Raw genomic sequence first — 14404 nt, forward strand, 5'->3', positions numbered from 1 at the left:
ATTCATGAAAAAACGAACAATAAAAACAATACTGGCAGCTCTGACGGCAGCCGCCATGGTATGTTCCATGGCCGGCTGTTCCGGAAAGGACGCGGGGACAGCGGAAAGCTCCGCATCCGGTTCCTCCGCTGCTGCGGAGAACACAGGCGCGGCAGCAGAAAACGGGAAAGACTCCGTCATCGTTGTCATGGGGCCATCCTCCGAGCCGGAGGCAGGATTTGATCCGGCTTACGGCTGGGGAGCTGGAGAACATGTCCATGAGCCGCTGATCCAGAGCACACTGACTGTCACAAAGGCAGATATGACGATCGGTTATGATCTGGCGACCGATATGAATGTCAGTGATGACGGGATGACATGGACCGTGACGATCCGCGATGACGTAAAGTTTACCGATGGGGAGAAACTCACGGCGGAGGACGTGGCATTCACTTACAATACACTGCGGGACAACAGCTCGGTCAATGACTTTACGATGTTAAAAGAGGCGAGAGCGCTGGATGATACCACGGTCGAGTTTGATATGAACCGTCCGTATTCGATCTGGCCGTACACGATGGCGATCACGGGGATTGTCCCGGAACACGCTTATGGTCCGGACTATGGAACGAACCCGATCGGTTCCGGCCGCTATATCATGAAACAGTGGGACAAAGGGCAGCAGGTGATCTTTGAGGCAAACCCGGATTATTATGGGGATGCGCCGAAAATGAAGACCGTGACGGTCTTATTTATGGATGAGGACGCAGCGTATGCGGCGGCTCTTTCCGGACAGGTGGATCTTGCTTACACATCGGCGGCATACTCTGACCAGACGGTCGATGGATTTTCCCTTTTTGACTGCAAGACGGTCGATAACCGCGGCTTCAACCTTCCGGTGATCCCGGCGGGGGAGACCGATGAGAACGGCGTGGCGCTTGGAAACGATTTTACAAGTGATGTAAGTGTGCGCCGCGCGATCAACCTTGCGATCAATCGGGAAGAGATGATCGACCACGTATTAAACGGGTACGGGACAGTGGCATACAGCGTCTGCGACCAGATGCCGTGGTATAACCCGGCGGCGGAGACGGATTATGATCCGGATATGGCGAAGGCGATCCTGAAAGAGGATGGCTGGGAAGCCGGAGAAGACGGAATCCTCACAAAAGACGGAGTCCGCGCCGAGTTCACCCTGATGTATCCGACCGGTGATTCTGTCCGCCAGGCACTTGCGGAGGACACGGCAAACCAGTTAAAAGCATTCGGGATCAACGTGACGACCGAGGGAGTCGGCTGGGATACCGCCTACGACCGCGCACAGTCCACTCCGCTCATGTGGGGATGGGGCGCGCACACGCCGATGGAGCTCTACAACATTTACCATACGGCTCCGGGAAAGAAATATGCGGAATATTCCCCGTATGCAAATGTGAAAGTGGACAAGTACATGGATGCCGCTCTGGCGGAGAGCGACCTTGAAAAGTCCTATGAACTCTGGAAAGATGCCCAGTGGGACGGGACGACAGGGATTACCCAGGATGGGGATCTTCCGTGGATCTGGCTTGTGAATATTGATCATTTATACTGGGTGAAGGATGGACTGCAGGTTGCGGAGCAGAAACTTCATCCGCACGGACATGGCTGGTCGATCGTAAACAACGTTGACCAGTGGACATGGAAATAAAGAGAACGGGTCTGTGGATCGGCAGACAGGCAGCGCGGATGTGTCTGATGGTACTCCTTGTGAGTATTCTGGCGTTTGGGCTCCTGGCGGCCTCGCCCATAGATCCGCTCCAGACAAACGTCGGTCAGACCGCGCTCGGCTCCATGAGTCCGGAACAGATCGCAAGACTCAGAAGCTACTGGGGAACGGATCTTCCGCCGGTGGAGCGGTATCTGAACTGGCTGAAAGACTTCCTTCATGGAAACATGGGAACCTCGCTTCTGTACCGGAGACCGGTGGCGGAAGTCATCGGTGAGAAGGTCTTAAGCTCCGTATGGCTTTTATTTACGGCATGGCTGTTATCTGGCATTCTCGGCTTTTTCCTTGGCGTTCTCGCAGGAAAAAAGCGCGGAGGAGTCATGGACCGGATCGTGACGGGATATTCGCTGTTTGTGGCGAGTACGCTGTCGTTCTGGGTGGCCATGGTGCTGCTCATGGTATTTGCGGTGAAGCTTCACTGGTTCCCGATCGGATTCAGCGTTCCGATCGGAATGGATGCAGGGGCAATCTCCATTGCGGACAGGATCCGGCATGCGGTTCTTCCGGCTGCGGCTTTAAGCATCACGGGAATCTCATCCATCGCCCTTCATACGAGGGAAAAGCTCATCGAGGTCATGGAAAGTGATTACGTTTTGTTTGCGAGAGCAAGGGGAGAGTCGGACTGGGCGATCTTAAGACGTCATGGACTCCGGAACATTCTTCTCCCGGCCATGACACTTCAGTTCTCGTCGGTGAGTGAGATCATCGGCGGCTCTGTCCTTGTGGAACAGGTATTTTCCTACCCGGGACTGGGACAGGCGGCAGTGACGGCGGGACTCGGAAGTGATGTTCCGTTACTTTTAGGGATCACAGTCGTGACGGCGGTCATCGTCGCCGCGGGAAATCTTGCGGCAAACATTTTGTACGGTGTGATCGATCCGAGGATCCGGGAGGGGGCGAAGCAGAGATGATGAAAAATCGCAGAAGAAAAAGCTTCGCACTGCTGATCCTGGCAGCTGGACTTTTGGTGCTCGTTGCGGTTCTCGGGAGCTTCTGGAAGGAAGCTGCGATCCAGACCGATTTTACGCAAAAAAATCTTGCGCCTTGTATCCAGTATCCATTCGGAACAGACTGGATGGGCCGGGACATGTTTGTTCGGACGATCGCCGGACTTTCTTTAAGCATCCGGATCGGACTCCTGACGGCGGCGGTCAGCGCAGCTGCGGCATTTCTTATGGGACTCTGCGCGGCTGTGTGCGGAAAAGCGGCGGACAGCATTGTGCAGATGCTCATCGATATCGTGATGGGAATTCCACATATGCTGCTTCTGATCCTGATCTCCTTCGCCTGCGGGCGGGGATTCTGGGGTGTTGTCTGGGGGATCGCGTTCACGCACTGGGCATCGCTCGCGAGACTCATCCGCGGGGAGGTCCTGCAGCTAAAACAGAGCCAGTATGTGAAGATCGCGGAGAAGCTCGGAAAAGGAAAGTTTTATATCGCATTCTGCCATATGGCGCCGAACCTGATCCCGCAGTTTATTACGGGACTTGTCCTCCTGTTTCCGCATGCGATCCTTCATGAAGCCAGCATCACATTTTTGGGCTTTGGGCTTTCCTCGGAAAGTCCGGCGATCGGGGTGATCCTGTCGGAGAGCATGAAGTACCTTGCGATGGGAAAATGGTGGCTGGCGCTGTTTCCGGGACTTTTCCTCGTGGGAACGGTCCTGCTGTTCCATTATATCGGTCAGGCGCTGTGCAGGCTTCTGGATCCGGGCAGTGTTCATGAATAGGAGGCGGAGAAGATGAAGGATACGATTTTGGAAGTGAAGGATCTCTCCGTCACCTTTACACAGTATGACCGCGGTTTTTCGAGACGGACGCTCCATGCGGTGGAGAAGATGGACCTCTCGGTACGTGCGGGCGAGATCGTGGCGGTCGTGGGATCAAGCGGATCCGGCAAGAGTCTGTTAGCCCATGCGATCATGGGAATCCTGCCCTACAACAGCGCGATGGACGGGGAGATCCGGTTTCTTGGAACACCGCTGACGGCGGAACGGGTAAAAAAGCTCCGTGGACATGAGATCGTTTTTGTGCCCCAGAGTGTGTCATATCTTGATCCGCTCATGAAGATCGGGGATCAGATCCGGAACGGGAAAAAGGATCATTCCGTGAAGGAGAAATGTCTGTCGGTGCTAAAGCGCTATGGCCTGGCCCCGGATATCCGGGAAAAATATCCGTTTCAGCTATCCGGCGGCATGACGCGGCGCGTTCTGATCTCCACAGCGGTGATGGAAACACCGAAATTCGTCATTGCGGACGAGCCGACACCTGGACTTCACATGGAGGCGGCAACGCGCGTTATGGGGCATTTCCGGGAGATGGCGGATGACGGGGCAGGAGTTCTTCTCATCACCCACGATCTGGAGCTGGCGCTTTTGACAGCAGACCGGGTCGTCGTGCTCTATGGAGGCAGAGTCATCGAGGAGACGGACGCGGCTGCTTTTCAGAATGAGGAGAACCTGAAACATCCGTACACAAAGGCGCTGTTCCGATCCATGCCGAAGAACTGGAAAAAGGACGGAGAAAACCTCTGCGACACAGGAGAGATCCTGGAGATCATGCGAAAGGAATACGGAAGATGAAGCTGGAAGCGATCGACATTTCTTTTAAATACGGGAAAGGGAGCAGACAGATCCTGGATCATGTAAATCTTTCGGTGGAACCAGGCGAAAAGGTGGGGATCATGGCACCGAGCGGATATGGAAAGACAACGCTTTGTAAGATCCTTGCCGGGTATGAGAGACCGGATCAGGGGAAAGTCCTGGTCGATGGAATGCCGATCCTGAAGATCCGCGGTTACTGCCCGGTGCAGATGGTCTGGCAGCATCCGGAGCTCTCAGTGAATCCGAAAAGGCGCCTGAGTACGGTTCTTGCGGAAGGGGACTGGACGTTTGAGGATCCGGGCGAACGGGCGCGGATCGAGGAAGGCCTCGGGATCCGGGATGAATGGAAAGAACGGTTTCCGGTGGAGGTTTCCGGCGGGGAGCTTCAGAGGTTCTGTATCGCGAGAGCATTGGGGCGAAAGACGAAACTTCTGATCGCGGATGAGATGACGACAATGCTGGATCTGATCACGCAGGGACAGATCTGGGATTTCGTTTTGAAGGAACTGAAACGGCGGGAGATGGGAATGATCGCGGTCAGCCACTCGCCGGAGCTCCTTGAGAAGGTGTGTGACCGTGTGGTGCGGTATCCGCAGGCTGATCTTCGCGGGTGATATTTATAGCCCATATGTGGGCAATGAATTGACAAGCTTTATGAGATTCCGTAAAATGGGGACATAAAAATATGGTTTTTTGATGCGGTGCAGTGGACAACTGCGCCGTTTTGCTTTTTGACAGAAAATTTCAAAGAATATTTTTACAAACGATGGAGGAAAAGATGAGATTTTGTATGGATCTGTGCCTTGCGGTGGTCCTGATCCAGATTGCATGGACCGATATCCGCACGATGATGATACCGGACCGGGTGCTGGTTCCGCTGATGATCCTGGCGGGACTTTCGGTATTTACGGAGCCGGAAATTCCATTTACTGCCCGGCTCATCGGGATCTTCTGCACAGCACTTCCCATGTACCTTGCAAATCTTTTTGTGGACGGGGCATTTGGTGGCGGTGATATCAGGCTGCTGGCAGCCGCAGGATTCTGTCTCGGATGGAAAACATGTCTGATCGGGACGATCACGGGACTTTTTCTTGGAGGACTTCAGTCAGTGGTCCTGCTGGCACTTGGAAAGGTGAGATTCGGAGAGCGGGCGAGGATCCCGTTTGCTCCGGCGCTCTGTATGGGACTATTTGCCGCAAGACTTTTTGAGGATCAGATCGTCTCCCTGTTCTTCTGGGGAACATGGTAGGGGATCCAGAGTAATAAAAGGTGGGATATGTCATGAAAAAGCAAAAGAAACTTGGGACGGCAGGATTAGCTGATTTTTTTCGACAGTTTTCGGTCCTGGTAAGCTCGGGACTTCCGGTTGCCGGGGCACTTGAGATCATGGAAACGGATGAAACAGATCAGAGATTTTCCCGGGCATGCCGGCTTTTCAAGCAGCGGATGACCGATGGAATGGCGATCGGGGATGCCATGGAGGAGACAGGGGCATTTCCGGAGCTGGCAGTCCAGATGATCCGGTCGGCGGAGATCGGAGGTCATCTCGGGAAAACGACTATGAAGCTCTCGGAGCATTATGAAAAAGAACATCGCACGGAAGGAAAGATCCGCAGTGCTATGCTGTACCCGAAGATCCTTATCTTTATGATGATATTCCTGGTCCTGTTTGTCTTTCTAGCGATCCTTCCGACGCTGGAACCACTCCTTAAAGGTGTGAAGCTTCCGCTTCTTACGAGAACACTGATGGAGATCAGCCATTTTCTGTATCGATACCGATATTTTCTTCCGGCAGCAGCACTGATCCTTTTCACGGTCTGGAAATTTCTGATCACGAGACCTGTGGTCAGGCTTTTGTACGACAGGATGCTGTGTGCACTGCCGGTCCTGGGAAGACAGGTGAGAACGATCTGCACGGCGAGATTCTGTGAAAACATGTCGAGTCTCTATTCCAGCGGACTGCCGATCCCATCCTGTTTAATGTATACAATCGGGACCATCGGAAACCGCTATCTGGATGGGAAACTCCGGTTGATCATGGAAGACGTGAAAAACGGAATGCTGCTCAGCGAGGCAATCCGGGCGAGCGGCAGTTTCGATAAGAAACTGGCGGCGGTGATCGTCACCGGTGAGGAAGCGGGATGCCTGGAAGATATGTTAAAAAGGCTGGCGGAAAATTATGAACATGAGGCGGATCTGGCACTCACGAAACTGATGAATCTCCTGGAACCGGCGATGATCCTGGTCATCGGCTCACTCACCGGTCTTCTGATCCTTGGGATCATGGAACCGATGTGGAACATGTATGGGAGTATTGGCAGTTGAGAGGAGGAAACCGATTGAAAAAGAACGGACATGAAGGCTTTGTTATGGCAGAAGTTCTGATCACAGTCATGATCGTCATGGTCTTTGGGACTTTACTGTTTTCTTCAGCATCGAGAAGATATGCGCGGGCAGAGCGGAATATCGCGAAAATGGAGGCGAGACTGGCTGCGGAATCGGTCGTGCAGGTGCTGGCAGGGAAGATCCTGAAAGAAGAGTCATCGGAGGTGATCGAAAAACTTGTCTCCAGACACGGTCTTCCGGTGACCGAGGGCGTGGTCTGGGCGGATACGGAGAATGGAGAGTCAGAAAAGATCAGGACTGTCGTGACATCTTTCTGGCGAGAGGATGGCTCTGAACTGGTGCTGCATGCGGAGTGTACGGTGCGGGAGCAGACAGAAAGTGCATCGATCGTTCTCGGGCGGGAACGCCTATCCGTGTATACACCATCCACAGCGGATCGGAAGGAGGAGAACGCGCCATGAAAAAGAGAAAGAAAATACTTTCAGATCACAGCGGAATGACGCTCGTGGAGATATTGACAGCGTTCTTTATTCTGATGCTGGCGTCAAAGGCTGTCGTTTCCTGTATTTCAGGGTATTCCCGCGTGATCGAAAAGAGCCGGGAGCTTTCCGCAGCAGGCACAGAAGTGGAACGCCTGACAGGAGATGCGGAATATGCAGCAGCCGCAGAGATCCATCTGGAGATCGGCGGGGAGGAGTTTGTGGAATCCGGATCCTATGTGGAAGAGACGGTGAAAGACAGTGATCGTCCGGTAACCGGTTTTTGGGCGGATCAGGCGGTCATGGAGGAGATTTTTGCAGATGGAGAATAAAAGAGGCGGTTTTACCCTGGTGGAAGTCATGACGGCGATCCTGCTGTTTGGAATGCTGATGCTTCTTATTTTTCCGATGAGGCGGATGATGGTTCGCGTTCTGGAGCGGACAGGGGATCAGGAACATGCGGAAATGATCGGTGATGCCGTTTTCCGGCATGTGACGGACGGATTGCAGACAGGTGCGATCCGGGTCGGGGAGCTGGACGAGCTTTCACTGGATACGTTTTGTGAGGATGATCTCGTGCTGGAAATTTCAGTGGAGGATTCGAGTGAATCCCGCGTATTTATCAGGATCACGGTGTCTGAGGGGGCACGGGTCCTTTATGAGAGATCTGGAAATATTTTTTGTGGGAGCCCCGGACAGCAGCCTTAAATAAGGGATGACGATGACAAAGAATTGGTTTTTATGCGGTGGCGGTACCGCAGTCCAGACAGTGAAATTTTGAGATAGGGGGAAGTGAAAATGCTGCTTGCATTAGGTGGAGACGGAAGAAATGGAAACAGGGAAGAGAGCGCGGAAAAAACGGAACGGGTTGGAAGAGAGACAGAATCGGCGGTGAAGATCCTGGAAGAACTTCTGATCTTCGGATACCGGAAAAATGCCAGCGATATTCACATGGAACCGTGGGAGGACCGGTTTGTGATCCGGATGAGGATCGATGGAATGATGACGATGGTCCGGGAGTTTGACAAATCCATGTACCAGCCGCTCGTGACGAGAGCGAAGGTCATCAGCGGGATGGATATCGCAAAAAAGAGAGTTCCGCAGGACGGACATTTCCGGGAGACGATCAAAGGGATCCGGCTGGATATGAGAACGAGCGTGATCCCGACGATCTTCGGGGAAAAGATGGTGCTGAGATTTCTGGACAGAAAGACGGAGATCGATCATTGCGGGACATTTGGCATGAATGAAGAAAATTATAAGAAGATGATACAGATCCTGAGGAGTCCGGGCGGGATCCTGTATCTTACCGGACCGACAGGATGCGGAAAGACCACGACATTGTACCTGATCCTGGAATATCTGTTGAGACAGCCGGTAAATATCGTGACGATCGAGGATCCCGTGGAGCGATATCTTCCGGGGATCAGCCAGATCCAGGTGAATGAACAGGCGGGACTTACCTTTGAATCGGGACTCCGCGCGGTTTTGAGACAGGATCCTGATATCATCATGGTCGGCGAGACGAGAGATCCGGAGACTGCGAAGATCAGTGTCCGCGCGGCGATCACCGGTCATCTGGTGCTCTCGACTCTGCACACGAAAAGTGCAGTGGGCGGGATCACAAGAATGGCGGATATGGGCGTGGAGCCATACCTCACGGCGGACAGTCTGTGCGGCATGGCGGCACAGAGACTGGTGAGAAAGGTGTGTCCGCACTGTGCGGAGGCGGTGGAACTCACGGAGGAGGAACAGCGTTTGCTTGGAAGAACGGTGAAAAGTGCAAAACGCGGGCGCGGATGTGAACACTGCCTGAATACAGGATACAAAGGGAGAACTGCGGTCCATGAGATCTTTGTGATGGACCGGGAATTAAAGCGGATGACAGCGGAGAACCGGCCTGCATGGGAGATCGAGGAATATATAGTGAAGACACAGGGAATGCGGACCATGCGGGAAGAGCTGGCAGATCTGGTGTGTGACGGTGTGATCCCGATGGAGGAGTTCCTGCGGACGGTGGAAGTTCGGTAAATACAATATGGAGAAGAAAACGGGATGCGCGCGGCGTGTCCCGTTTTTTCTTAAAAGGAACTTCCGGTGAAATCCAAAGGCACTCCGTGCCAATGGTGCACACTCTTTTTTACATTATCAAATGCCTGTAAACACTGACTTTGCAGGGATTTTTATGAAAACGGATTGGCAAAAATGACGAAAATAGAAAAATATTTTCGTGAAACTGACCAAATAACAGGGGCATGGTTTTACGGATCCGATATGGATTCCGGAAAGGTCCTGTGATATAGTTATGGACAAACAGAGGAATGAACCGTCCGGGACATTCCAGTCAAATCATGACAGATCTTTTTAAAGTCTTAAAAATCTCCGGAAGCAGATGGTGTCTGCTTCATCGAAAAGCCGCCGGCGGCTTTAGCCGGAATATCCAGGAGGAAAAATGAATCGAAGGAAAATGGTAAAGTGGCTTGCTGCTGCAGGTTCTTTTGGCGCACTCGCAGGTTGCAGCGGGGAACTTGTCCCCTATGCGGCGGAGAGACCGATAGAGATCTCGGCAGCGGAGCAGGTGATCCTGCAGGACCGGGAAGCAGGCAGAAGATTCTTTATGGAATCCGTGTCTGCTGCAGACCGGGAAGGAAGACAGGAGATCACGGTAACAGGAAGAGAAAGTGCATTTGATACGCTGGTGATCGCGCAGATGTTTCCGGATGTGATCAATATTTCAAAGACAGATCTTGGAACGAGAAGTGTGAACGGTGAGCTGTTTTCGGACTGCCGGATCGGTTTTGAGTGGCGGGGGCGGGCGCCGGATCCCGGAGAAGAGAAAGTGCCCGGAACAGGAGATCAGTTCGGGGATGAAAAAGACCGGGCGTCCTGGAAGATCGGCGATGTGATCCTGCGGAATGTCGCGGGAAAAGTCTGCAGATTCCGCTGCATTGATGATGATTATCAGGATGGAAGCGGAAACTACGGAAAACGCGCGCTGTTTCTGGCGGAGTGTGTGATCCGGTCTGACGTGGAGAGCACATATGAGGAACGGGTCCTGCTTTCGTTCGGGGAGAATAATAATTATAAGAAATCCCGGGTAAGAAAGTGGCTGGGAGAACAGGAGGAGAATACGGTTCCGGATGCGGACTTTGTATACACGGGAACAGTAACCGCATTTACAGGAAGGACGGAAACCGGAGATTTTGCGCAGACCCGGATGGATGGGCTTCGGAGCTGCCGGCTTTCGTATCAGGAATGCCGGGACCGCTTCTTTCTGCTGTCTCTTGAGGAGGCGTACCGGTACCGGGAGGAGATCTGGAACCCGGAAGGAAAGGGAAGTTCTTACAGCAGGGGATTCTGGCTCCGCACACCGGCTTATGAGACAGACGAGTATGGAAATTTTGTATACGGAAACAGGGAATATGTTGTAGATCTGGAAAACGGATGCCTCAGACAGGCGGATGTGTCGGATAGCGGGATCGGAATCTGTCCGGCGTTCTGTCTGCCGCAGGCATAGAGGGGAGAAAATATGAAAAAGAGCAGAAAAAACAGAGGAAGAAAGAGCCGGATGATGTTAGCGGGATTAGGAGTCTGCATGGCGCTCGGAACACCGGTAAAGGGAATGGCAGTTTTAAGAAGCGTGGAGACGGCGGAGGGGAAAATCGCGACTGCGTCGGATGCGTCCGGGAAGATCGCTGTATTCGCGGCGGACGATGAGATCTGGGGTGCGGATGTAGGTGATATGAGCTTCCTGAGTGGAAGATCCGGAGACGGAAGCAAAGAAAAACCTTACCAGCTCACGACAAAAGAGCATCTGATCGGACTTGCGGTTCTCGCGTCCATGGGAATGGAAATTGGAAGAGGGGAGGGAACGTACCCGGGTAATTATAGAGGTGCCTGGTTTGAACTGGGGAAAAATATCGATCTCGGCGGCATGAACTGGATCCCGATCGGTTTTTACCGAACCGGTGCGGATATGCGGGCGGGAAAAGTGAGTCCGTTTGAAGGTCATTTTGACGGAAATGGGAAGACTGTCTCGAATTTTCGCATGTACCAGCCGTCCTGGGACTTTGGAGGACTGTTCGGAATGGTGGAGAATGCGGAGATCACGGATCTTAAAGTAAAGCCGGGACATGTGATCACAGTGAAGGAAAATGGAGGAATTCTTGCGGGCCGGGCAAAGCATTCGGTGATCCGGAATGTGACGGTAAATGGGACACTGAGGACTACCGGCACCGTTGGCGGAGTGACCGCGGATGTTCTGGAAGATTCTGTGGTGGAAAACTGTGTTTCCGACCATGTGGCGATCGACGCGGGAAGCGGAAAGGAGATCTTCATTGGCGGAATTGCCGGGCGGGCCTCCGAGTCACTGATCGCGGATTGTGAAGTGAATACCGGGGACAGCCTGAGCGCCAGGATCCAGGGCGGTGGTTATGTTGGCGGAATTGCGGGCTTTCAGAATTCTGCAGATATCTTTAATTCGCATGTGATGGGGACCATCGGCGGAAGCGGTGCCCAGTCTATCGGCGGAATTACCGGAAAATATGCCTCCGGAAAGATCAAAGTGGCGAGATTTGAGGGAACGATCGCGTCCTCCGGGCTCGGAAGCGCGGCGCGGGAGGGAACCTTCATCGGAACGCACGATACTGGGTTCCATTTCCGCTATGGTGCGGAGGCTGGCGCGGACGCAGCGTATCTGTTCGCAGACACGGAGGAAAAGATCGCGGCCGGAGTCTGTGGTTCCGGAGTTTCGGATGATAACCGGTTTTCATATGATGCCCATATCGGCTTCTGGAACAAGGGCGATAATTTCTACACATTAGTCCAGGGACAGAATGTAAAGAAAGAGGATGAGCTCTATTTCTACGAGGAACTCGAAAACGGAGTCCTCCATGTCGTGGATACGGAGGATGCGGCGAGACAGGGCCTGTATACTCCGGACCATTTCGCACCAAATTCCGTGGGACGGCCAGTGCGGGGATATCTGCTTTCGGTTCTCCAGGTGGATACGGCGGCAAATTCAGAGAATTTCTACGATGTCGCAGTTCTCACAGCAAAAGGTCCGTCCGCGTACAGTAAAGAATTTCATAAAGCTTACCGGGGTGCAGTGGTGGCCGGGGACACGGTGACAGTCCTCACAGCGCCCAGGAATACGGAGACGGAAAAATTCCAGATGGACGGTGTGCCGACTTATACGGACTCTCTGGGGCGAAGAAGGAAGACGAGCTATCAGACAGGCGGTTCCTACCAGTTTGTGATGCCGGAGCATGACACGGAAGTATCTGCTGTCTATAAGAAGGTGGCTGCAGGCGTGCGGGTGGAGCCTCAGGAATTTGCTTTCAGGGTCACAGAGGAGCGCACCGGCGACCGGATGAACCCGTCGATCACAACGGAAGTGCGGGACAGCGCGGGAAAACTTTTGGCGAGATATCTGAACGGAAAACCGGAAGCAGGGACAAAGGTCCAGGATGTGAAGATCCAGGCGGTAGTCGATAAGAATAATGATGTCGCTGATGAGGCGGTGAGATGGAGCGTGGACGATGATGAACTGATCCTTTTAAAGAAAAATGATGATGAGGATGAGTCCGGATATACGAAAAAGAGCGCTTCGATCGAGCTGAATCTGAATGCCGGATTTTTTAAGGACATCGTCGGGAAGGCTGAGGCAGAGCAGGCAAAGAAACAGTACCGGTATCCGATCGAGGATACGATTTACGGAAACGGAATTCAGGGTGGACTTGCTGTCCTGACGGCAAAAACGAGACCTGTATCCAGTTTCGAGGAGAAGTCTGTGACGGCAAACTGCAGGATCCCGGTAACCTTCCAGATCAAAGACCGGACGAAGGTCGCGGCGGAAGGAGCATCTCTCAATAAGACGGCTTTAAATTTTACAGTCACCAGAAAACTGACCGGTGACCGGAAAAATCCGCAGGAGACACTCACAGTATCAGCACCGCAGATCCTTTCGGGGACCTTTGCACCGGATTATTTTGACAAAAAAGATATCAATTGGACAGTCGGTGATCATGCGATCATCCAGATGGATGCCGGTTTTGTGGAAGAAGGGATCGCGGACGGCGATTACCGGAACGCGAAGGTGAGCGCCAAAAAGGATACAAGATGGATCCTGGATCTCATGGAAGCAGATGACGCGGCTCATGCGGAACATATTTATGAAAAACGCACCGGATATGGGACCCGAAGCACGGATGTGATCATGGCAGCAAAGGATGCGCTTGGAAATATCCAGTCGGCAGCCTGCAGTGTGAAAGTGGACTTTGTGACGGATGACCAGACGGTGGTGATGCCTGAGGAGATCAGGGCGGATCAGGATACGCTGACCTTTGCGCTGACACTTACGAAAAGCGGATCAAGATACAACCCGGTACTTAGCTGGGAGGGCTCGGATGCTCAGAAGATCACGGCAGAACTTGTTCCCGAAGCGGCGCTCAAAGGGAATGGAGACGGAAATTTTGTACTTGAATGGAGATCTCGATCCGGAGCTGTGAAAGCGGAAAACGGAGTGATATCGGCAGATACAGGCGCATCCTGGATCACGGAGGCGATGAAGAAATACCCGTATACGGCGGAAACCACGGATGAGATCACGGTGAAGGCAGGAACTATTGAAAAAAAGATCCCGGTAAAATTGACGTTTAAACTTGTAGACCGGACATGGTCAGGAAGTTCCGGAGGACATTCTTCTGGCAGTGGAAGTACGGGAAGTGTATTGAAAAAGCTGCAGAATACAGGAGAACAGCCGAAAGGAAGTATTGCCGGTGAATGGAGAAAAGAAGCAGACGGAAGCTGGCGGTTTGTTTCCGGCGGAAAAACTTATGCCGGTGAATGGGCCTGGATCTACAATCCATACGCAAAAGAAGGTCAGGAAAAAACTTCCTGGTTTCATTTCGCAAGTGACGGTAGGATGCAGACCGGCTGGTTTCTCGACGAAAAGGATGGCAGCTGGTATTACCTCCGGAAGACGAGCGACGGAAACCAGGGAAAAATGCAGACCGGATGGCTGAAAGAGGGAGAAAAATGGTATTACCTTGGACCGACGGGACGAATGACAAAGGGATGGAACTGGATCGACGGAAAATGTTACTATATGGACCAGAAAAACGGACATATGCTGGCGGGCTGTATGACACCGGACGGATATACCGTGGATGATACAGGTGCATGGTGTGTTCACGGGGTTGTGCAGACATTTGGAAAGAAATAATGGCGGGG

General features: G+C 52.9%; 13 protein-coding genes. All 13 read left to right on the forward strand.

Annotated features, from left to right (window positions below; genetic code table 11):
- The first annotated feature begins 4 nt into the window (after positions 1-4).
- Positions 5-1666, forward strand: coding sequence for an ABC transporter substrate-binding protein (locus ACXMYH_RS00275; protein ID WP_215701986.1), 1662 nt, complete (start codon positions 5-7; stop codon positions 1664-1666).
- Positions 1657-2655 (forward strand): ABC transporter permease, encoded by a 999-nt coding sequence (locus tag ACXMYH_RS00280; RefSeq protein ID WP_486555262.1) that lies wholly within the window; start codon positions 1657-1659, stop codon positions 2653-2655. The genes ACXMYH_RS00275 and ACXMYH_RS00280 overlap by 10 nt, the downstream gene beginning before the upstream one ends.
- The gene (locus ACXMYH_RS00285) at positions 2652-3473 is read left to right on the forward strand and encodes an ABC transporter permease (protein WP_486555263.1); all 822 of its coding nucleotides are present in this window, start codon (positions 2652-2654) and stop codon (positions 3471-3473) included. Before ACXMYH_RS00280 ends, ACXMYH_RS00285 begins: the two co-directional genes overlap by 4 nt.
- A 12-nt stretch (positions 3474-3485) precedes the next feature.
- On the forward strand, positions 3486-4325 hold the full coding sequence (locus ACXMYH_RS00290; protein WP_486555264.1) for an ATP-binding cassette domain-containing protein: 840 nt from the start codon (positions 3486-3488) through the stop codon (positions 4323-4325).
- Positions 4322-4960, forward strand: a complete 639-nt coding sequence (locus ACXMYH_RS00295) for an ABC transporter ATP-binding protein (protein ID WP_118651121.1) — start codon at positions 4322-4324, stop codon at positions 4958-4960. Before ACXMYH_RS00290 ends, ACXMYH_RS00295 begins: the two co-directional genes overlap by 4 nt.
- 164 nt (positions 4961-5124) lie before the next feature.
- A complete protein-coding gene (locus tag ACXMYH_RS00300; protein WP_182426825.1) occupies positions 5125-5595 on the forward strand; it encodes a prepilin peptidase in 471 nt (156 codons plus the stop codon).
- Between the two features lie 32 nt (positions 5596-5627).
- The gene (locus tag ACXMYH_RS00305) at positions 5628-6671 is read left to right on the forward strand and encodes a type II secretion system F family protein (protein ID WP_329752211.1); all 1044 of its coding nucleotides are present in this window, start codon (positions 5628-5630) and stop codon (positions 6669-6671) included.
- Between the two features lie 14 nt (positions 6672-6685).
- Positions 6686-7153 carry a type II secretion system protein gene (locus ACXMYH_RS00310; protein WP_118532160.1) on the forward strand — a complete coding sequence of 156 codons (468 nt, stop codon included), beginning with the start codon at positions 6686-6688 and terminating at the stop codon, positions 7151-7153.
- Entirely contained in the window at positions 7150-7503 is a 354-nt protein-coding gene (locus ACXMYH_RS00315) for a type II secretion system protein (protein WP_118298258.1), read from the forward strand. The genes ACXMYH_RS00310 and ACXMYH_RS00315 overlap by 4 nt, the downstream gene beginning before the upstream one ends.
- A complete protein-coding gene (locus ACXMYH_RS00320) occupies positions 7493-7879 on the forward strand; it encodes a type II secretion system protein (RefSeq protein ID WP_118532162.1) in 387 nt (128 codons plus the stop codon). Before ACXMYH_RS00315 ends, ACXMYH_RS00320 begins: the two co-directional genes overlap by 11 nt.
- A 90-nt stretch (positions 7880-7969) precedes the next feature.
- The gene (locus tag ACXMYH_RS00325; protein ID WP_118532164.1) at positions 7970-9202 is read left to right on the forward strand and encodes a GspE/PulE family protein; all 1233 of its coding nucleotides are present in this window, start codon (positions 7970-7972) and stop codon (positions 9200-9202) included.
- A 421-nt stretch (positions 9203-9623) separates the two neighbouring features.
- A complete protein-coding gene (locus ACXMYH_RS00330; protein ID WP_215701995.1) occupies positions 9624-10688 on the forward strand; it encodes a DUF6273 domain-containing protein in 1065 nt (354 codons plus the stop codon).
- Between the two features lie 12 nt (positions 10689-10700).
- The gene (locus tag ACXMYH_RS00335) at positions 10701-14396 is read left to right on the forward strand and encodes an N-acetylmuramoyl-L-alanine amidase family protein (RefSeq protein ID WP_486555265.1); all 3696 of its coding nucleotides are present in this window, start codon (positions 10701-10703) and stop codon (positions 14394-14396) included.
- Positions 14397-14404: the final 8 nt, after the last annotated feature.

The sequence above is a fragment of the Pilosibacter sp. NGB245 genome, assembly GCF_057397225.1.

What these genes read in the sequence shown, in the direction of transcription:
- ACXMYH_RS00295 (WP_118651121.1), top strand. Translation starts at nt 4,322, where the DNA reads ATGAAGCTGGAAGCGATCGACATTTCTTTTAAATACGGGAAAGGGAGC.
- ACXMYH_RS00290 (WP_486555264.1), top strand. Translation starts at nt 3,486, where the DNA reads ATGAAGGATACGATTTTGGAAGTGAAGGATCTCTCCGTCACCTTTACA.
- ACXMYH_RS00315 (WP_118298258.1), top strand. Translation starts at nt 7,150, where the DNA reads ATGAAAAAGAGAAAGAAAATACTTTCAGATCACAGCGGAATGACGCTC.
- ACXMYH_RS00325 (WP_118532164.1), top strand. Translation starts at nt 7,970, where the DNA reads ATGCTGCTTGCATTAGGTGGAGACGGAAGAAATGGAAACAGGGAAGAG.
- ACXMYH_RS00300 (WP_182426825.1), top strand. Translation starts at nt 5,125, where the DNA reads ATGAGATTTTGTATGGATCTGTGCCTTGCGGTGGTCCTGATCCAGATT.
- ACXMYH_RS00320 (WP_118532162.1), top strand. Translation starts at nt 7,493, where the DNA reads ATGGAGAATAAAAGAGGCGGTTTTACCCTGGTGGAAGTCATGACGGCG.
- ACXMYH_RS00275 (WP_215701986.1), top strand. Translation starts at nt 5, where the DNA reads ATGAAAAAACGAACAATAAAAACAATACTGGCAGCTCTGACGGCAGCC.
- ACXMYH_RS00285 (WP_486555263.1), top strand. Translation starts at nt 2,652, where the DNA reads ATGATGAAAAATCGCAGAAGAAAAAGCTTCGCACTGCTGATCCTGGCA.
- ACXMYH_RS00335 (WP_486555265.1), top strand. Translation starts at nt 10,701, where the DNA reads ATGAAAAAGAGCAGAAAAAACAGAGGAAGAAAGAGCCGGATGATGTTA.
- ACXMYH_RS00280 (WP_486555262.1), top strand. Translation starts at nt 1,657, where the DNA reads ATGGAAATAAAGAGAACGGGTCTGTGGATCGGCAGACAGGCAGCGCGG.
- ACXMYH_RS00330 (WP_215701995.1), top strand. Translation starts at nt 9,624, where the DNA reads ATGAATCGAAGGAAAATGGTAAAGTGGCTTGCTGCTGCAGGTTCTTTT.
- ACXMYH_RS00305 (WP_329752211.1), top strand. Translation starts at nt 5,628, where the DNA reads ATGAAAAAGCAAAAGAAACTTGGGACGGCAGGATTAGCTGATTTTTTT.